This window comes from Mycobacterium europaeum, assembly GCF_034555895.2.
Lineage (GTDB): Bacteria > Actinomycetota > Actinomycetes > Mycobacteriales > Mycobacteriaceae > Mycobacterium > Mycobacterium europaeum.
Window position 1 is genome coordinate 379,168 of record NZ_CP157315.1, and the last position, 18,647, is coordinate 397,814.

The 18,647-nt window shown below is 69.0% G+C and carries 14 protein-coding genes; 11 read left to right on the top strand and 3 right to left on the bottom strand.

Annotated elements, in window-relative coordinates; all coding sequences use genetic code 11:
- The first annotated feature begins 338 nt into the window (after nucleotides 1-338).
- Nucleotides 339-2,672: a DNA helicase PcrA gene (pcrA, locus tag U8D42_RS01990; protein ID WP_322859427.1), complete on the top strand. Its 2,334-nt coding sequence runs from the start codon at nucleotides 339-341 to the stop codon at nucleotides 2,670-2,672.
- A 103-nt stretch (nucleotides 2,673-2,775) separates the two neighbouring features.
- Here the strand turns inward: pcrA and U8D42_RS01995 are convergent, their stop codons facing one another.
- Together U8D42_RS01995 and U8D42_RS02000 are read right to left on the bottom strand one after the other, a co-directional pair.
- The gene (locus tag U8D42_RS01995) at nucleotides 2,776-3,354 is read right to left on the bottom strand and encodes a hypothetical protein (protein ID WP_322859426.1); all 579 of its coding nucleotides are present in this window, start codon (nucleotides 3,352-3,354) and stop codon (nucleotides 2,776-2,778) included.
- Nucleotide 3,355: 1 nt separating this feature from the next.
- Complete coding sequence (locus U8D42_RS02000; protein ID WP_322859425.1) at nucleotides 3,356-4,396, bottom strand: M23 family metallopeptidase; 1,041 nt, start codon at nucleotides 4,394-4,396, stop codon at nucleotides 3,356-3,358.
- Between the two features lie 323 nt (nucleotides 4,397-4,719).
- Here U8D42_RS02000 and sucC point away from each other — a divergent pair, with 323 nt between their 5' ends.
- The 3 genes from sucC (at nucleotide 4,720) to U8D42_RS02015 (ending at nucleotide 8,463) form a co-directional block, all read left to right on the top strand.
- On the top strand, nucleotides 4,720-5,883 hold the full coding sequence (sucC, locus tag U8D42_RS02005; RefSeq protein ID WP_322859424.1) for an ADP-forming succinate--CoA ligase subunit beta: 1,164 nt from the start codon (nucleotides 4,720-4,722) through the stop codon (nucleotides 5,881-5,883).
- Between the two features lie 12 nt (nucleotides 5,884-5,895).
- Nucleotides 5,896-6,798, top strand: coding sequence for a succinate--CoA ligase subunit alpha (sucD, locus tag U8D42_RS02010; RefSeq protein WP_067921437.1), 903 nt, complete (start codon nucleotides 5,896-5,898; stop codon nucleotides 6,796-6,798).
- A 138-nt stretch (nucleotides 6,799-6,936) separates the two neighbouring features.
- Nucleotides 6,937-8,463: an acetyl-CoA acetyltransferase gene (locus U8D42_RS02015; protein WP_322859423.1), complete on the top strand. Its 1,527-nt coding sequence runs from the start codon at nucleotides 6,937-6,939 to the stop codon at nucleotides 8,461-8,463.
- A gap of 72 nt (nucleotides 8,464-8,535) precedes the next feature.
- On the opposite strand, the gene U8D42_RS02020 is transcribed toward U8D42_RS02015, so the two are convergent.
- The gene (locus U8D42_RS02020) at nucleotides 8,536-9,384 is read right to left on the bottom strand and encodes an LLM class F420-dependent oxidoreductase (RefSeq protein WP_085243319.1); all 849 of its coding nucleotides are present in this window, start codon (nucleotides 9,382-9,384) and stop codon (nucleotides 8,536-8,538) included.
- A gap of 256 nt (nucleotides 9,385-9,640) precedes the next feature.
- On the opposite strand from U8D42_RS02020, the gene U8D42_RS02025 reads away from it, so the two are divergent.
- From U8D42_RS02025 to U8D42_RS02055, 7 genes are all read left to right on the top strand, one after another.
- On the top strand, nucleotides 9,641-10,531 hold the full coding sequence (locus U8D42_RS02025; RefSeq protein WP_085243320.1) for a DUF5336 domain-containing protein: 891 nt from the start codon (nucleotides 9,641-9,643) through the stop codon (nucleotides 10,529-10,531).
- Between the two features lie 39 nt (nucleotides 10,532-10,570).
- Entirely contained in the window at nucleotides 10,571-11,956 is a 1,386-nt protein-coding gene (locus tag U8D42_RS02030) for a cell division protein PerM (RefSeq protein ID WP_322859422.1), read from the top strand.
- Nucleotides 11,957-11,977: 21 nt separating this feature from the next.
- Nucleotides 11,978-12,625 (top strand): phosphoribosylglycinamide formyltransferase, encoded by a 648-nt coding sequence (purN, locus tag U8D42_RS02035; protein WP_322859421.1) that lies wholly within the window; start codon nucleotides 11,978-11,980, stop codon nucleotides 12,623-12,625.
- The gene (purH, locus tag U8D42_RS02040) at nucleotides 12,622-14,205 is read left to right on the top strand and encodes a bifunctional phosphoribosylaminoimidazolecarboxamide formyltransferase/IMP cyclohydrolase (protein WP_322859420.1); all 1,584 of its coding nucleotides are present in this window, start codon (nucleotides 12,622-12,624) and stop codon (nucleotides 14,203-14,205) included. Before purN ends, purH begins: the two co-directional genes overlap by 4 nt.
- Nucleotides 14,206-14,246: 41 nt before the next feature.
- Entirely contained in the window at nucleotides 14,247-15,632 is a 1,386-nt protein-coding gene (locus tag U8D42_RS02045; protein ID WP_322859419.1) for an ATP-binding protein, read from the top strand.
- The gene (locus U8D42_RS02050) at nucleotides 15,625-17,604 is read left to right on the top strand and encodes a vWA domain-containing protein (RefSeq protein ID WP_322859418.1); all 1,980 of its coding nucleotides are present in this window, start codon (nucleotides 15,625-15,627) and stop codon (nucleotides 17,602-17,604) included. The genes U8D42_RS02045 and U8D42_RS02050 overlap by 8 nt, the downstream gene beginning before the upstream one ends.
- A 192-nt stretch (nucleotides 17,605-17,796) precedes the next feature.
- Nucleotides 17,797-18,645 (top strand): aldo/keto reductase, encoded by an 849-nt coding sequence (locus U8D42_RS02055; protein WP_322859417.1) that lies wholly within the window; start codon nucleotides 17,797-17,799, stop codon nucleotides 18,643-18,645.
- Nucleotides 18,646-18,647 lie beyond the last annotated feature (2 nt).

An 18,647-nucleotide genomic window follows, 5' to 3' on the forward strand; every position in this document is an offset into this window, starting at 1 on the left:
CCAACAGGCCGTCGCGGCGGGCGGGGAGCCGCCCGGAGTCCGGTCGCGCCGACGCCCATGCCGCGGTTGATTGCCGGTGTGGATTTCCTTAACACGGGGCGAAATTGAGTGTTATCGCGGATCGCTCGAGATTTGACGGAAACGCAAAACTCGGGCGAAATTGTCGTGGTCTTTTTAGACGCAGGTGTAATTGGGGTTATTTGCAACGGACCGCCTATCGGATTGCGAATACCCTTTTTGTGGGCGGGGACTCGGCAGGCGGACCCGGGGCCGGGGCGCCAACCTGGTCCGGCGTCTTGGCACGTTGTGTCGGTGGCCGGCGGTAAGTTTGGACCAACATGAGTGTGTACGTGACCGATGCCAATCTGAGCTCCGAAGCAGATCAGCTGCTTGACGGCCTCAATCCGCAACAGCGCCAGGCGGTGGTGCACGAGGGCTCGCCGCTGTTGATCGTCGCGGGGGCGGGATCGGGCAAGACCGCGGTGCTGACGCGCCGCATCGCCTATCTGATCGCCGCGCGGGGCGTGGGGGTGGGCCAGATCCTGGCCATCACCTTCACCAACAAGGCCGCGGCCGAGATGCGTGAACGCGTGGTGCGGCTGGTGGGCAACCGTGCCCGCGCCATGTGGGTGTCCACCTTCCACTCGACGTGCGTGCGCATCCTGCGCAACCAGGCGTCGTTGATCGAAGGCCTCAACTCCAACTTCTCGATCTACGACGCCGACGATTCCCGTCGGCTGCTGCAGATGATCGGGCGCGACATGGGGCTCGACATCAAGCGCTACTCGCCCCGACTGCTGGCCAACGCCATCTCCAACCTGAAGAACGAGCTGATCGACCCCGCCGAGGCGGTGGCGCGACTGACCGATGATTCCGACGACCTGGTCCGCACCGTGGCCTCCGTCTACGGCGAGTACCAGCGGCGGCTGCGCGCGGCGAACGCGATGGACTTCGACGACCTGATCGGCGAGACCGTCGCGGTGCTGCGGGCCTTCCCCCAGATCGCCCAGCACTACCGGCGGCGGTTCCGTCACGTCCTGGTCGACGAGTACCAGGACACCAACCATGCGCAGTACGTGCTGGTGCGGGAGCTGGTCGGTCACGACGTCACCGAATCGCCGGACGACGTGCCGCCGGCGGAATTGTGCGTGGTCGGCGACGCCGACCAGTCGATCTATGCGTTCCGCGGTGCCACCATCCGCAACATCGAGGACTTCGAGCGCGACTACCCGGACGCGACAACCATTCTGCTGGAACAGAATTACCGCTCGACACAAAACATCCTCTCGGCGGCCAACTCGGTGATCGCCCGCAACGCCGGGCGCCGGGACAAACGGCTGTGGACCGACGCGGGCGCCGGCGAGTTGATCGTCGGCTACGTCGCGGACAACGAGCACGACGAGGCCAGGTTCGTGGCCGAGGAGATCGATGCGCTCGCCGATCGGGGCGAGATCACCTACAACGACGTGGCCGTGTTCTACCGCACCAACAACTCGTCGAGGTCGTTCGAGGAGGTGTTCATCCGCGCCGGCATTCCCTACAAAGTCGTTGGGGGAGTGCGCTTCTACGAGCGCAAGGAGATCCGCGACATCGTCGCCTACCTGCGGGTGCTGGACAACCCCGGCGATGCGGTCAGCATGCGGCGCATCCTCAACACCCCGCGTCGGGGCATCGGGGATCGTGCCGAGGCCTGCGTCGCGGTGTACGCCGAGAACACCGGAGCCAGTTTCGCCGACGCGCTGACGGCCGCCGCCGAAGGCAAAGTGCCGATGCTCAATTCGCGCGCGGAGAAGGCGATCACCGGTTTCGTCGAATTACTCGATGAGCTCAGGGGCCGCCTCGACGAGGATCTCGGCGATCTGGTCGAGTCGGTGCTCGAACGGACCGGCTACCGGCGTGAGCTGGAATCCTCCACCGATCCACAGGATCTGGCCCGTCTGGACAACCTCAACGAACTCGTCAGTGTGGCGCACGAATTCAGCACCGACCGGGCCAACGCCGCCGCGCTGGGCGAGTCGCTGCAGACCCCCGAGGACGAAGACGTGCCGGACACCGGTGTGCTGGCCGAATTCCTGGAACGGGTCTCGCTGGTGTCCGACAGCGACGAAATCCCCGAGAACGACGCCGGCATGGTCACCCTGATGACGCTGCACACCGCCAAGGGGCTGGAGTTCCCGGTGGTGTTCGTCACCGGCTGGGAGGACGGGATGTTTCCGCACATGCGGGCGCTGGACGACCCGGTCGAACTGTCCGAGGAGCGGCGACTGGCCTACGTCGGCATCACCCGCGCCCGTCAGCGGCTGTATCTGAGCAGGGCCATCGTCCGGTCCTCCTGGGGGCAGCCGATGCTGAACCCGGAATCCCGTTTCCTGCGGGAGATTCCGCAGGAACTCATCGAGTGGCGGCGAACCGCGCCGGCCCCGTCGTTCAGCGCGCCGGTGAGCGGCGCCGGCCGGTTCGGTGCGCCGCGCGCGGCCCCGACCCGCTCGGGTGCGGGCAAGCGCCCGCTGCTGGTCCTCGAGCCGGGCGACCGGGTGACCCACGACAAGTACGGGCTCGGGCGGGTCGAGGAAGTTTCCGGGGTCGGCGAATCCGCCATGTCACTCATCGACTTCGGCAGCGCGGGACGGGTCAAGCTGATGCACAACCACGCACCGATCAGCAAGCTCTAGGGGGGGCCGGCGCCTCAGGACCATGAGACGAGTCGGGAATCCGATATCGCCCGCGATATCGGATACGAAAGTTTCGTGATGGCCGGCCGGACCCGCGCCCGCGTCAGGCCTCCAGCCAGCGTTTGGTTCGCGGGTGCATCGCGAGCACCACGCTGGCGAGCGGCAGCAGCGGCAGCAGGTGCACGATCCACGCGACCCGGGCGCCGGCGATGAACACGCCCAAGTAGGTCAGCACGGCGACCACGGCGCCAACCGCGATGAGGTAACGCCCAAGAAGGCGGTGCTGCAGGAGCATGATCACGCCTGAAATGGTGGCCCCCGCGAAGACCAGGGCCAGGAACGCGATGGCGATGCAGAACAAGCGGTCGGAGCGCCACCAACCGGCGATCAGGTCGGTGGCCACCACGGCCGTCGCCCACCCACTGACGATGCTGACGGCGCAGGCGGCGACGGTCGTCCGGTCGCTGGGCTCATCGCCCGGCGCGCCGTAGACGACTCGGCTTCCCGGGCGAAGAGAGGCCTGATACAGGGGTGGCTGCTGCGGAATGTGGGTCGTCGGGGATTCCGGCGTTGCGGGGACGGGTCCGGTGGGTGCCCGGCGGATGATGCGCGTCTTGGGGTCCGACGGCGACGCGGATTCGGGCGGTTGCGGACCGGAAGGCGGTTGATTCGGCGCGGTCACCTCAACCAGCGTAGTTACCGACCATAAGACCCCGCTTAGCCAGCCACGGGACAGGATCGATTCGTTGGGTGCCGCCCTGAAGCACCTCGAAGTGCAGGTGCGGGCCGGTGGAGTTACCCCGGTTGCCCATGGTGGCGATCTGGTCACCGGCCATCACGCGCTGCCCGACGCTGACCAACGTGGTGTTGACGTGGCCGTAGAGCGTCACGGTGCCGTCGGCGTGGCGAAGCTTGACCAGCGCCCCGTAGCCGGCGGCCGGCCCCGCGTCGATGACGACGCCGTCGGACACCGCGTAGATCGGCGTTCCGATCGAGTTGGCCAGGTCGATGCCGGCGTGCAGCACGCCCCAGCGATAGCCGAAGTTGGAGGTGAAGATGCCCTTCGTCGGCATCACGTAGAGCGGCTGCTGCAGCCGCGCCTCACGCTGGGCGCGATCGTTGGCGAACGCGACCCCCTTGGCGAGCTCCTGGTTGTGCACGGCGGCGGTCGCCGCCGGCTCGAGCGCGACCACCTGGGCCCCGCGGATCGTGTTGTTGCCCGACCCCCCGGTGAGCGCCGACGCGTTCGCGGTCAGCACGGCCTCGGTCCTGGGGGTGTCGGCGTGGCTGGTGGCGGCGTGGGCCGCCGCAGCCGCAGCGCCGGCGGCCATCGCCGAGATCATCAGGCGACCCCTGGCCGCGCTGGTCGGTTGCTTGCGATGCTGGCCGCCGCGCCGTGCCGCCCCCACGACATCGGTGGCATGGCCGCGACCCGGACGCCGCTCGGGCCCCACGACCACGCGCGGGAGCACCTCGGTGACCGGCGCGGCCAGCCACAGCGTGGCCGGATCGTCGGCCTCGTTCAGGTCGTCGAGTTCTGGAGCCAGCAGCACCTGCGCTTCGTTGTCGAACGCGGTGTCGTTGCTGTAGTCGAGGTCGCCGAGATCGCGGGCGTCGTCACGCCAATCCAGGTCGTCGAAGTCGAAGCCGTCGAGCGGGAGGATTTCGGTGACTTCGTTGCGATGGGGCTCCGCCCGGCCGCCCGCCGCGCGGCCAACCCTCACTACGCCTGCCGTTTCGGCAGCTGAAGGAGCTAAACGGTGCTGGGACAAGCTGAAATGTCCTCGTATCGTGACCATAACGTTATCTGGACCCTAGGAAGGTATCCGCTGACCCGCGGGCCTGGCAACCTCGTCGCACAATCCCGCCGAAATTGTGATTTGGGTCACGGACGGGGACGGCGGGGGCGCCGTGAGCTGTGCCACATCGCCGGACGCGGCGGTAAGGGCCGGTTGGCCAGTGGATACAGTTCGTCCGTGCGAGTTGCCGAACGCGGCACCGCCCATCAAGAGGCCTAGCAGTTGAGTCGAGCGAAGACAGAGAGTCCATGGACCTTTTCGAGTATCAAGCAAAAGAATTGTTCGCCAAGCACAACGTACCGACTACGCCTGGGCGGGTGACCGACACCGCCGAGGGCGCACGCGAAATCGCCGCCGAAATCGGTCGACCGGTGATGGTCAAGGCGCAGGTGAAGGTCGGCGGGCGCGGCAAGGCGGGTGGCGTCAAGTACGCGGCGACACCCGAAGACGCCTACGAACACGCCAAGAACATCCTCGGCCTCGACATCAAGGGTCACATCGTCAAGAAGCTGCTGGTCGCCGAGGCCAGCGACATCTCCGAGGAGTACTACATCTCCTTCCTGCTGGACCGGGCCAACCGCACCTACCTGGCCATGTGCTCGGTCGAGGGCGGAATGGAAATCGAAGAGGTGGCCGCCACCAAGCCCGAGCGGCTGGCCAAGGTTCCGGTGAACGCCGTCACCGGTGTCGACCTGGCGACCGCGCGGTCCATCGCCGAGCAGGGCCACCTGCCCCCCGAGGTGCTCGACGCGGCCGCGGTGACCATCAACAAGCTGTGGGAGCTCTTCGTCGCCGAGGACGCCACCCTGGTCGAGGTCAACCCGTTGGTGCGCGATCCGAAGGATCAGATCCTGGCGCTGGACGGCAAGATCACGCTCGACGCCAACGCCGACTTCCGGCACCCCGACCACGCCGAGTTCGAGGACCGCGCGTCCACCGACCCGCTGGAACTCAAGGCCAAGGAGCACGACCTCAACTACGTCAAGCTGGACGGCGCCGTCGGCATCATCGGTAACGGTGCGGGCCTGGTGATGTCCACCCTCGACGTCGTCGCATACGCCGGGGAGAAGCACGGCGGCGTCAAGCCGGCCAACTTCCTCGACATCGGCGGCGGCGCGTCGGCCGAAGTCATGGCCGCGGGGCTGGACGTCATCCTGAACGACAAGCAGGTCAAGAGCGTGTTCGTGAACGTGTTCGGGGGTATCACCTCGTGCGACGCCGTCGCGAACGGAATCGTGACCGCCCTGAACATGCTCGGTGACGAGGCCAACAAGCCGCTCGTGGTGCGGCTCGACGGCAACAACGTCGACGAAGGGCGCCGCATCCTGGCCCAAGCCAACCACCCGCTGGTGATCCAGGCCGAGACCATGGACGCCGGTGCCGACAAAGCCGCCGAGCTGGCGAACAAGTAAGGGACCCAACAGATGTCGATCTTCCTGAATAAAGATTCCAAGGTCATCGTCCAGGGCATCACCGGCGGCGAGGGCACCAAGCACACCGCGCTGATGCTGAAGGCCGGCACGCAGGTGGTGGGCGGCGTGAACGCCCGCAAGGCGGGCACCACCGTCTCGCACGTCGACCCGGTCGGCAAGGACGTCGAGCTGCCGGTGTTCGGCAGCGTCGCGGAGGCGATGAAGGAGACCGGCGCCAACGTGTCGGTCGGCTTCGTGCCGCCGAAGTTCGCCAAGGACGCCATGATCGAGGCGATCGACGCCGAGATCCCGCTGCTGGTGGTCATCACCGAGGGAGTCCCGGTGCAGGACACTGCATATGCGTGGGCCTACAACCTCGACAAGGGCCACAAGACGCGGATCATCGGGCCCAACTGCCCCGGCATCATCACGCCGGGCGAGGCGCTGGCCGGCATCACGCCCGCCAACATCAGCGGCCCCGGCCCCGTCGGCCTGGTGTCCAAGTCGGGCACGCTGACCTACCAGATGATGTACGAGCTGCGTGACTTCGGGTTCTCCACGTCGATCGGCATCGGTGGCGACCCGGTGATCGGCACCACCCACATCGACGCCATCGAGGCCTTCGAGAAGGACCCCGACACCAAGGTCATCGTGATGATCGGTGAGATCGGCGGCGACGCCGAGGAGCGTGCGGCCGACTACATCAAGGCCAACGTGAGCAAGCCGGTCGTCGGCTATGTCGCGGGATTCACTGCGCCGGAAGGCAAGACGATGGGCCACGCGGGCGCCATCGTGTCCGGTTCGTCGGGCACCGCGGCCGCCAAGAAGGAGGCCCTCGAGGCGGCCGGCGTCAAGGTCGGCAAGACCCCGTCGGAGACCGCCGCCCTGGCCCGGGAGATCCTGCAGAGCCTGTAGGGCCCGTGGCGATCGGGAGCGCGGCGTTGGGGGCACCTCCCGCTTGCGGGGGACCGGGCGAGGCGGGTCGCCACTATGGGACCGCTGCGAGGGGCCCCGGATTTGGCCGGGGCCCGGCCCTAGGTAGATAGTGGGTCTATGAATCTCGACCCGAACACGCCGGTCATCGTCGGTGTGGGGCAGTTCACCGAGCGCATCGAGGACTCCGGCTACCGTGGGATGTCCTCGGTGGAACTGGCCACCGCGGCGGCGCGGGCCGCGCTGCATGACTGTGGGGCCGACGCCGCCACCGTCGCCGCGTCCATCGACACCGTCGCCGCGATCCGGCAGTTCGAGCTCTCCGGGCGCACACCCGCGCCGATGGGCAAGTCCAACAACTACCCGCGTTCGGTGGCCCAGCGCATCGGTGCCACACCGGCCCGCGCGGTTCTCGAACCCATCGGCGGCCAGGGCCCGCAGCATCTGGTCACCGAGTTCGCCGGCGTCATCGCCTCGGGTGCGGCCGAGGTCGTGATGATCTTCGGCTCCGAGAACACTTCCAGCATCCGGTATTTCGCCGACCGGGAGAAGCCGGACCACTCCGACACGGTCGAGGGCTCCCTCGAGGACCGGGGCTTCGGCTACGACGGCCTGTTCGACGACTACACCGTCGCGCATGGCTTGGTCGGTGCGCCCGCCCAGTACGGGCTGCTGGAGAACGCGCGCCGTGCCCGCCTGGGCTTGAGCGTCTCCGACTACCGGCGCGAGATGGGCGAGTTGTTCGCTCCGTTCACCAAGGTGGCGGCGAAGAACCCGTTCGCGTCCTCCCCGGTAGAGCGCAGCGTCGACGAACTCATCACCGTCACCGCGTCCAACCGGATGATCTGTGATCCGTACCCGAGGCTGCTGGTGGCCCGTGACCAGGTCAATCAGGGTGCGGCCGCGCTGCTGATGTCGGTGTCCGCGGCCCGCAGGCTCGGCGTGCCCGCGGAGCGCTGGGTGTTCTTGCACGGCCACGCCGACATGGTGGACCAACCGCTGCTCGACCGCCTCGACCTGACGCACAACTCGGCTTCGGTGCTGGCGGTCCGGGAAGCACTCGGCGGCGCTGGCATCGGCATCGACGACGTCTCGACCTTCGACCTCTACAGCTGCTTCCCGGTGCCGGTGTTCAACTTCTGCGACGGGACGGGCCTGGCCAGCGACGACCCGCGCGGGCTGACGCTCACCGGCGGCCTGCCGTACTTCGGCGGGCCGGGCAACAACTACTCACTGCACGGCATCGCCGAGACCGTCAGCGAAATGCGCGACCTGCCAGGGCAATTCGGCCTGGTCGCCGCCAACGGCGGGATCATGAGCAAGTACTCCGTCGGGGTGTACTCGACCACCCCGGTGAACTGGAAGCCCGATAACAGCGCCGCGCTGCGTGCCGAGGTCGCCGCCCGTCCCAAGATGCCGGTGACCGTCAAGGCCGACGGTCCGGCGACCATCGAGACCTACACCGTGCGCTACGACTGGCCGGTGCACACCGGCCTCATCGTCGGCCGTCTCGACGGCGACGGCAGCCGCTTCCTGGCCCTGAGCGAGGACCCCGATCTGGTCGGGCTACTCAGCGACGGCGAGCCGCTCGGGGCTTCGATCGTGGTCCGGCCGACCGAGAAGGACAACCGCGCCGCCCTGGCCTGACCCTCAGTGGCGAGCAGACGCAAACTCGCACTGGTTCCCGGCGTCGGATGCGATTTCGCGTCTGCTCGCGCCCTAGACGAGGGCGGCCAGCTTGCCGGCCAGCCGCTCGACGTAGGCCGCGACCTCGTCGTCGGGCTTGTCCGGCAAGCCGAACAGCACCTCGGTCACCCCGAGCTCGGCCCATTTGGCGAGCTTCTCGGGGATCGGTTTGAAGTCCAGCGCGACGATCTGCGGAGCACCGTCGCGGCCGGCGGCCGCCCAGGTGTCCTGCAGCAACTTCACCGGCTCGTCGATGTCGAAGTCGCGCGGGGTGGTGATCCAGCCGTCGGCGCTGCGGGCGATCCACTTGAAGTTCTTCTCGGTCCCGGCCGCGCCCACCAGCACCGGAATGTGTGGCTGCACGGGCTTGGGCCACGCCCAGCTGGGCCCGAACTTGACGAACTCGCCGTCGTAGGCGGCTTCCTCCTTGGTCCACAGCTCACGCATGGCTTCGATGTATTCCCGCAGCATGGTGCGGCGCCGGGCGGGCGGCACCCCGTGGTCGGCGAGCTCGTCGGTGTTCCAGCCGAATCCGACGCCGAGGCTCACGCGCCCGCCGGACAGATGGTCGAGGGTCGCGATGCTTTTCGCCAGCGTGATCGGGTCGTGTTCGACGGGCAGCGCCACCGCGGTGGACAGCCGGACCCGCGACGTGACGGCGCAGGCCGCCCCCAGGCTCACCCATGGGTCTAGCGTCCGCATGTAGCGGTCGTCGGGCAGCGACGCGTCGCCCGTCGTCGGGTGCGCCGCCTCGCGCTTGATCGGGATGTGGGTGTGTTCCGGCACGTAAAAGGTCGTGAAGCCGTGTTCGTCGGCAAGCTTCGCGGCCGACGCCGGAGAGATGCCACGGTCGCTGGTAAAAAGCACAAGCCCGTAATCCATGGGGAGAATTAGAACGTGTTCTACCTCCGCTGGGCAAGCGGCCGGCGCGGCGGCACGGATCGGCGGCGGTCTGGTGTCCAAGCCGGTCGCCACGGCACCGGCGTCCCGAAGTGCGCTAGCGTGGTTGATCGATCGCGTCGCAACGCAAGCGCCGGGCACGGCGGTTAAGAAACGGCGCGCCCGCAAGCACAGCGTCGCGACGCAACTGCGGCGCCCGCAAAGGCACTTCAAGGCACTGGAAGCAACAGGAGGAGCCATGACCTACTCGCCCGGCAGCCCCGGATACCCGACCGCGCCGCCCGGCGGCTCCTACGCAGGCTCCACACCGTCGTTCACCAAGGACGACGACGGCGCCACCAAGCTCCCGCTCTACCTGAACATCGCGGTGATCGCGTTCGGACTCGCGGTGTACCTGCTGAACTTCGGGCCCACCTTCACCATCGGCGCCGACCTCGGCCCGGGCGTCGGCGGCCGCGCCGGTGACGCGGGCACGGCCGTCATCGTCGCGGTGCTGGCCGCGCTGCTCGCGGGGCTCAGCCTGGTGCCCAAGGCCAAGAGCTACGCCGGAATGGTCGCGGTCATCGCGGTCCTGGGTGGGTTGCTCGCCGTCACCGAGACCATCAACCTGCCCGCCGGCGTCTCGATCGGCTGGGCGATGTGGCCCCTGGTGGCCTGCAGCGTGCTCCAGGCGATCGCCGCCGTCGTCGTCGTGCTCTTGGACGCGGGTGTCATCACGGCGCCCACGCCGCGGCCGAAATACGACCCGTACGCCCAGTACGGTCAGTACGGCCAATACGGGCAGTACGGCCAGCAGCCCTACTACGGCCAGCCGGGCCAGCAGCAATCGCCGCAGCACCCCGGGTACGGATCGCAGTACGGATACGCGACCGGTCAGGGCCCGACCCAAACCGCGGTTCCCACCGGCGGTTTCGGCGCTCAGCCCGCGCCGCAGTCCGGGGCCCAACAGGCCGCGCAGCAGGGTCCGTCCACGCCGCCCACCGGCTTCCCGAGCTTCAGCCCGCCGCCCGCGGCCGGTGCCGGCTCCGAGGGTTCGGCGTCCAATTACTCCAACCAGGCCGGCGGCCAGCAGCCCTACGGCCAGGAGCAGCAGTCGCCTTCGTCGCAGTCTGGCCCCGCGCCGTCCTAACGGTGCGCCTTCGCGCCTAGTCGGGACGTGCGCCAGAGAGTGAACAGGGTGTCGGAAGGCGCGGACAGCCGGCCGGCGGGCGCCCGCCAGGCGCGTGACCTGGTCCGGGTCGCGTTCGGCCCGGCGGTGGTGGCCCTGGTCATCATCGCCGCGGTCACGTTGCTGCAGTTGTTGATCGCCAACAGCGACATGACCGGGGCGCTGGGCGCCATCGCCAGCATGTGGCTCGGCGTGCACCAGGTGCCGATTTCCATCGGCGGCCGCGAGCTGGGCGTCATGCCGCTGCTGCCGGTGCTGCTGATGGTCTGGGCGACGGCGCGCACCACGGCGCGGGCCATCGCCCCGTATTCCTCGTGGCTGGTGGTCCGCTGGGTCGTCGCCTCCGCGCTGGGCGGCCCCCTGCTGATCGCCGCGATCGCCCTGGCCGTCATCCAGGACGCGTCGTCGGTGATCACCGAGCTGCAGACGCCCAACGCCCTGCGCGCGTTCGCCAGCGTGCTCGTCGTCCATGCCGTGGGCGCCGCGGTCGGCGTCTCGTCCCGGGTGGGACGACGGGCACTGGTGGCCTCGTCGCTGCCGCTGTGGCTGGGCGACGCCGTGCGTGCCGCGTCCGCGGGCATGCTGGCGTTGCTCGGGCTGTCCGGCATGGTCACGGCGGCCTCGCTGGTGGTGCATTGGGCGACCATGCAAGACCTCTACGGGATCACCGATTCGATCTTCGGGCAGTTCAGCCTCACGGTGCTGTCGATGCTGTACGCGCCCAACGTCATCGTCGGCACCTCGGCGATGGCGGTCGGATCCAGCGCCCACCTCGGCTTCGCGACGTTCAGTTCGTTCACCGTGTTCGGCGGCGACATCCCGGCGCTGCCGATCCTGGCCGCCGCCCCGCGGCCGCCGCTCGGACCGGCGTGGGTCGCGCTGCTCATCATCGGGGCGTCGTCCGGGGTGGCGGTCGGGCAGCAATGCGCTCGGCGCGCGCTGCCGCTGCTCCCGGCGATGGCCAAACTGCTGGTCGCCTCCGCCGCCGGGGCGCTGGCGATGTCCTTGCTCGCCTACGGCGGCAGCGGCCGGCTGGGAAACTTCGGCGATGTCGGCGTCGACCAGGGTGCCCTGCTGGTCGGGGTGTTCTTCTGGTTCTCGGTCGTGGGCGGGATCACGGTGTTCATGGCCGGCGGCGTCCGGGCACGGCCCCGGCGGCCCAGGCCCGCGCCCGCCGCGGCCGCCCCCGCCGACTTTGCGGGCGTCTTCGACGAGCCCGACGCCGAGCCGGTCGATGAGCCGGTTGCCGATGTCGCCGACCCCGACGACGTGGCCGCTGACGGCGCGCTGGACAGCGGCGACGACGCCGCGGTCACCGGCGACGAGGTCGCGCCACCGCCCGGTGACGCGGAGCCGACCGCGACCGACCGCGAGCCCGACGAGTAGCTCCCACTAGGCTCTCTCCCTGTGCCCGAACCGCTCCATGTGCCCCCGAGCGCGCCCGCGCGGGTGGTGGTGCTGGCGTCGGGCACCGGGTCGCTGCTGAGCTCCCTGCTCGACGCCGCCGTCGGTGACTACCCGGCCCGCGTGGTCGCGGTCGGCGCCGATCGCGACTGCACGGCCCTCGAGATCGCCGCGCGAGCCGCGCTGCCGACCTTCACCGCGCGGCTCGGCGACCACCCCGACCGCACCGCCTGGGACACGGCCATCACCGAGGCTACCGCCGCCAACTCGCCCGACCTGGTGGTGTCGGCGGGCTTCATGAAAATACTTGGGCCGCAATTCCTTTCACAGTTCTACGGGCGGATCGTCAATACGCATCCGGCGCTGCTGCCGGCATTCCCGGGCGCGCACGGAGTCGCCGACGCGTTGGCCTACGGCGTCAAGGTCACAGGTTGTACCGTGCACCTGGTGGACGCCGGGACGGACACCGGGCCGATCCTGGCCCAGCAGGCCGTGCCGGTGCTCGACGGCGACAGCGTCGAAACCCTGCATGAACGCATCAAGGTCACCGAACGGAAGCTCCTGGTGGACGTGGTGGCCGAGATCGCGACCGGCGGCCTGACCCTGGTCGGGAGAACAGCGACGATCGGACGAAAGGCGAGCAACCGATGAGCACCGACGACTGGCCGGAAACGGCGAAACGGCCGATCCGCCGCGCGTTGATCAGCGTCTACGACAAGACCGGCCTCGTCGAACTCGCCCGGGGCCTGGCGGACGCCGGCGTCGAGATCGTCTCGACCGGATCGACGGCGAAGACCATTGCCGACAAAGCGATTCCGGTCACCCGGGTGGAGGAGCTGACCGGCTTCCCCGAGGTGCTCGACGGCCGGGTCAAGACGCTGCACCCCCGGGTGCACGCCGGCCTGCTCGCGGACCTCCGCAAAGCCGAGCACGCCGCGGCGCTCGAGCAACTCGGGATCGCCGCCTTCGAACTCGTCGTCGTCAACCTCTATCCGTTCAGCGAGACCGTCGACTCGGGCGCCAGCATCGACGAGTGCGTCGAGCAGATCGACATCGGCGGGCCGTCGATGGTCCGCGCGGCCGCCAAGAACCACCCCAGCGTCGCGGTGATCACCGACCCGCGCGGCTACGACGGCGTGCTCGCCGCGGTGCGGCACGGCGGGTTCACCCTCGCCGAGCGCAAAAAGCTGGCGGCGCTGGCGTTTCAGCACACCGCGGAATACGACATCGCCGTCGCCGGCTGGATGGAGTCGACGCTGGCGCCCGAGCACCCGCCGACCGCGTTCCCCAAATGGCTGGGACGCAGCTGGCGACGTTCGGCGATGCTGCGCTACGGCGAGAACCCGCACCAGCAGGCGGCGCTCTACAGCGACCCCGGCGCCTGGCCCGGCCTGGCGCAGGCCGAGCAGCTGCACGGAAAAGAGATGTCGTACAACAACTTCACCGACGCCGACGCGGCCTGGCGGGCCGCCTTCGACCACGAAGAGACCTGCGTCGCGATCATCAAGCACGCCAACCCCTGCGGGATTGCCATCTCGTCGGAATCGGTGGCCGACGCGCACCGCAAGGCCCACGAATGCGATCCACTGAGCGCCTTCGGCGGCGTCATCGCGGCCAACACCGAGGTCAGCCTCGAGATGGCCGAATACGTGAGCACCATCTTCACCGAAGTCATCATCGCGCCCGCCTACGCGCCGGAGGCTTTGGAAGCCCTGACCCGCAAGAAGAACATCCGCGTGCTGGTGGCCTCCGAGCCGCTGACCGGGGGCACCGAACTGCGGCCCATCAGCGGCGGGCTGCTGGTGCAGCAGCGCGACGAGCTCGACGCGCACGGCGACAACCCGGCGAACTGGACCCTGGCGACGGGCTCCCCGGCCGATCCGGCGACGCTGACCGACCTGCTCTTCGCGTGGCGGGCCTGCCGCGCGGTCAAGTCGAACGCCATCGTGATCGCCGGTGGCGGGGCCACCATCGGCGTCGGCATGGGGCAGGTGAACCGGGTGGACGCGGCGCGGCTGGCCGTCGAACGCGGAGGCGACCGGGTCCGCGGCGCGGTCGCGGCATCCGACGCGTTCTTCCCGTTTCCCGACGGGCTCGAGACATTGACGGCCGCCGGGGTGAAGGCGATCGTGCACCCCGGCGGGTCGGTGCGCGACGACGAGGTGACCGCGGCGGCGGCCAACGCCGGGATCACGCTCTATCTCACCGGGGCCCGTCACTTCGCTCACTGAACGTTCGGCGCGTGGGCCGAATGGGCAACGCGTAGCGTGGAGTGGTGCCATCACCCAGCAATCTGCCCCGTACCGTCGGTGAGCTGCGCGCCGCCGGCCACCGTGAGCGGGGAGTCAAACAGGAAATCCGGGAAAACCTGCTGACCGCGTTGGCTGAGGGTGACGAGGTCTGGCCGGGGATCCTGGGTTTCGACGACACCGTCCTGCCCCAGCTGGAGCGGGCGCTCATCGCCGGACATGACTTCGTCCTGCTCGGCGAGCGGGGCCAGGGCAAGACGCGGCTCCTGCGCGCTCTGGTCGGGCTGCTCGACGAATGGACGCCGGTGATCGCCGGCTCGGAATTGGGCGAGCACCCCTACTCGCCGATCACCCCGGAGTCCATCCGCAAGGCCGCCACCCTGGGCGACGACCTGCCGGTGGAGTGGAAACACCGCAGCGAGCGCTACACCGAGAAGCTGGCCACCCCCGACACCAGCGTCGCGGACCTGGTCGGCGACATCGACCCCATCAAGGTCGCCGAGGGCCGCAGCCTCGGTGATCCCGAAACCATCGCCTACGGCCTGATCCCGCGGGCACACCGCGGCATCGTCGCGGTCAACGAGCTGCCCGACCTCGCCGAGCGCATCCAGGTGTCGATGCTCAACGTGATGGAGGAGCGCGACATCCAGGTGCGCGGCTACACCCTGCGCCTGCCGCTGGACGTGTTGGTGGTCGCCAGCGCCAACCCCGAGGACTACACCAACCGCGGCCGCATCATCACCCCGCTCAAAGACCGGTTCGGCGCGGAGATCCGGACCCACTACCCGCTGGAGCTCGACGCGGAGGTGGGCGTGATCGTGCAGGAGGCGCACCTGTCCGCGCAGGTGCCCGACTACCTCATGCAGGTGATCGCCCGGTTCGCCCGGTATCTGCGGGAGTCCAGTTCGGTCGACCAGCGCTCCGGGGTGTCGGCGCGGTTCGCGATCGCGGCGGCCGAAACCGTCGCCGCCGCCGCGCGGCATCGCGGCGCGGTGCTGGGGGAGACCGATCCGGTGGCCCGAGTGGTCGACCTCGGCACGGTGATCGACGTCCTGCGCGGCAAGCTGGAATTCGAGTCCGGTGAGGAGGGCCGCGAGCAGGCCGTGCTGGAGCACCTGTTGCGCCGGGCCACCGCCGACACCGCGTCGCGGGTCCTCGGCGGCATCGACGTCGGGTCGCTGGTGTCCGCGGTCGAGGGCGGTTCGGCGGTCACGACGGGCGAGCGGGTGTCGGCCAAGGACGTGCTGGCCGCGGTTCCGGCCCTGCCCGTGGTGGACAAGATCGCGGCCAAGGTCAACGCCCAGTCCGAGGGCGAGCGCGCCGCCGCGCTGGAGCTGGCGCTGGAGGCCCTGTATCTGGCCAAGCGGATCGACAAGGTGTCCGAGGAGGGCCAAACCGTCTATGGCTAAAGGGCATTCGTCGCGGTACTCGGCGTACACCGGCGGGCCGGACCCGCTGGCCCCGCCGGTGGATCTGCGCGAGGCCCTCGAGCAGATCGGGCAGGACGTCATGGCCGGCACCTCGCCGCGCCGTGCGCTGTCGGAGCTGCTGCGCCGCGGCACCAAGAACATGACCGGCGCCGACCGGCTGGCGGCCGAGGCGAACCGGCGTCGACGGGAATTGTTGCGGCGCAACAACTTGGACGGCACCCTGCAGGAGATCAAGAAGCTGCTCGACGAGGCAGTGCTGGCCGAACGCAAGGAGCTGGCCCGCGCGCTCGACGACGACGCCCGCTTCGGCGAACTGCAACTCGACGCCCTGCCCGCCTCGCCGGCCAAGGCCGTCCAGGAGCTCTCGGACTACAACTGGCGCAGCACCGAGGCCCGCGAGAAGTACGACCAGATCAAGGATCTCCTCGGCCGCGAGATGCTCGACCAGCGCTTCGCGGGCATGAAGGAAGCCCTGCAGGGCGCCACCGACGAGGACCGCCAGCGCGTCAACGACATGCTGAACGACCTCAACGAGCTGTTGGACAAGCACGCGAATGGGCAGGACTCGCCCCAAGATTTCCAAGACTTCATGGACAAGCACGGCGAGTTCTTCCCGGAGAACCCGCGCAACGTCGACGAGCTGCTGGACTCGCTGGCCAAGCGCGCCGCGGCCGCGCAACGCTTCCGCAACAGCCTGAGCCCCGACCAGCGCGCCGAGCTGGATGCGTTGGCGCAGCAGGCATTCGGCTCGCCCGCGCTGATGCAGGCGCTGAACCGGCTCGACGCGCATCTGCAGGCCGCCCGGCCGGGCGAGGACTGGAGCGGGTCCGAGCAGTTCTCCGGTGACAACCCGTTCGGCATGGGTGAGGGCACGCAAGCGCTGGCCGACGTCGCCGAGCTCGAGCAGCTGGCCGAACAACTCTCGCAAAGCTATCCGGGCGCCACCATGGACGACGTCGATCTCGACGCGCTGGCCCGCCAACTCGGCGACCAGGCCGCCGTCGACGCCCGCACGCTCGCCGAGCTGGAGCGGGCGCTGGTCAATCAGGGCTTCCTGGACCGGGGTTCCGACGGCCAGTGGCGGCTCTCCCCGAAGGCCATGCGCAGGTTGGGCGAGACGGCGCTACGCGATGTGGCGCAACAGCTTTCCGGCCGGCGCGGCGAGCGGGACCATCGGCGCGCGGGCGCGGCCGGCGAACTCACCGGGGCGACCCGGCCGTGGCAGTTCGGTGACACCGAGCCGTGGCACATCTCCCGCACGCTGACCAACGCGGTGTTGCGGCAGGCGGGAACCGCCACCCTGGACGGCGGTGCCGGAGGGCTGAAGATCACCGTGGACGACGTCGAGGTCTCCGAGACCGAGACGCGCACCCAGGCCGCGGTCGCCCTGCTGGTCGACACGTCGTTCTCCATGGTGATGGAGAATCGCTGGCTGCCGATGAAGCAGACGGCGCTGGCCCTCAATCACCTGGTGTGCACGCGATTTCGTTCCGACGCCTTGCAGATCATCGCGTTCGGCCGCTACGCCCGGACGGTGACCGCCGCCGAGCTCACCGGTTTGGAGGGCGTCTACGAGCAGGGCACCAACCTGCACCACGCGCTGGCGTTGGCCGGCCGGCACCTGCGGCGGCACCCCAACGCGCAGCCCGTTGTGCTGGTGGTGACCGATGGTGAGCCCACCGCGCACCTGGAGGACTTCGACGGCGACGGCACTACCGTGTTCTTCGATTACCCGCCGCATCCGCGGACCATCGCGCACACCGTGCGGGGGTTCGACGACATGGCCCGCCTGGGCGCGCAGATCACCATCTTCCGGCTGGGCAGCGACCCCGGCCTGGCCCGGTTCATCGACCAGGTCGCCCGGCGCGTCGAGGGGCGCGTGGTGGTCCCCGACGTCGACGGCCTGGGCGCGGCCGTGGTGGGCGACTACCTGCGGTCGCGTCGCCGTTAGCCCGCCCGGGTTGCGGCTGGCTGCTATGCGCGCACTGGCGGTGGCCCGCAGCGTCGATGGACGCCAGCGGCGAAGACACGCACGTCCGGCCCGGCCAGGCTGGGGTATCGAGCGCGCTCTCGGACCGGGATCGCCGTTGCCTCCGATAAGAGCGCGGCCGACCGGGTATAGGCCTTACGAAGGAGGAGATGCATGAGCAAGGTTCCAACGATCCAACTCAACGATGGTGTCGGCATTCCGCAGCTCGGCTTCGGCGTGTTCCAGATCAAGCCGGCCGAGACCGCGGCGGCAGTCAAGACCGCGCTCGAGATCGGCTACCGGCACATCGACACCGCCGAGATGTACGGCAACGAAAAGGAAGTCGGACAGGGCATTCGGGACGCGGGTCTCGACCGCGCCGACGTGTTCATCACCAGCAAGCTCAACAACGGGTTTCACCAGCCCGACGATGCGCGCCGCGCCTTCGACGGAACGCTCAAAGCCCTGGGGTCCGACTACGTGGACCTGTTCCTCATCCACTGGCCGTTGCCCACGCTTTATGACGGTGACTTCGTCTCGACCTGGAAGGTGTTCGAGGAGTTCGCCCGCGACGGGCGCGCCCGCAGCATCGGCGTCTCGAATTTCCAAGTGGCACATCTGAACCGGCTCGCCGCGGAAACCGAGACACTGCCGTCGGTCAACCAGATCGAGGTTCACCCATACTTCGGCAACGCAGAGGTCCGGGCTTACGGACGCGAACACGGCATCGTCACCGAGGCGTGGGCACCCATAGCGCAGGGCAAGGTGCTCGACGATCCGGTGATCAACCGTGTCGCCGATGCGCGCGGCAAGACCGCGGCACAGGTGGTGCTGCGCTGGCACATTCAGCGCGGCGACGTCGTGTTCCCCAAGTCGGTGACTCCGGAACGGGTCAAAGAGAACTTCCAGCTTTTCGATTTCGAACTGGATCACTCCGACATGGACGCGATCTCGGCGCTGGACAAGGGTGAATCGGGGAGGAACGGGCCTAATCCCGACAAGTTCGACTACGTGCCCGGCTGACG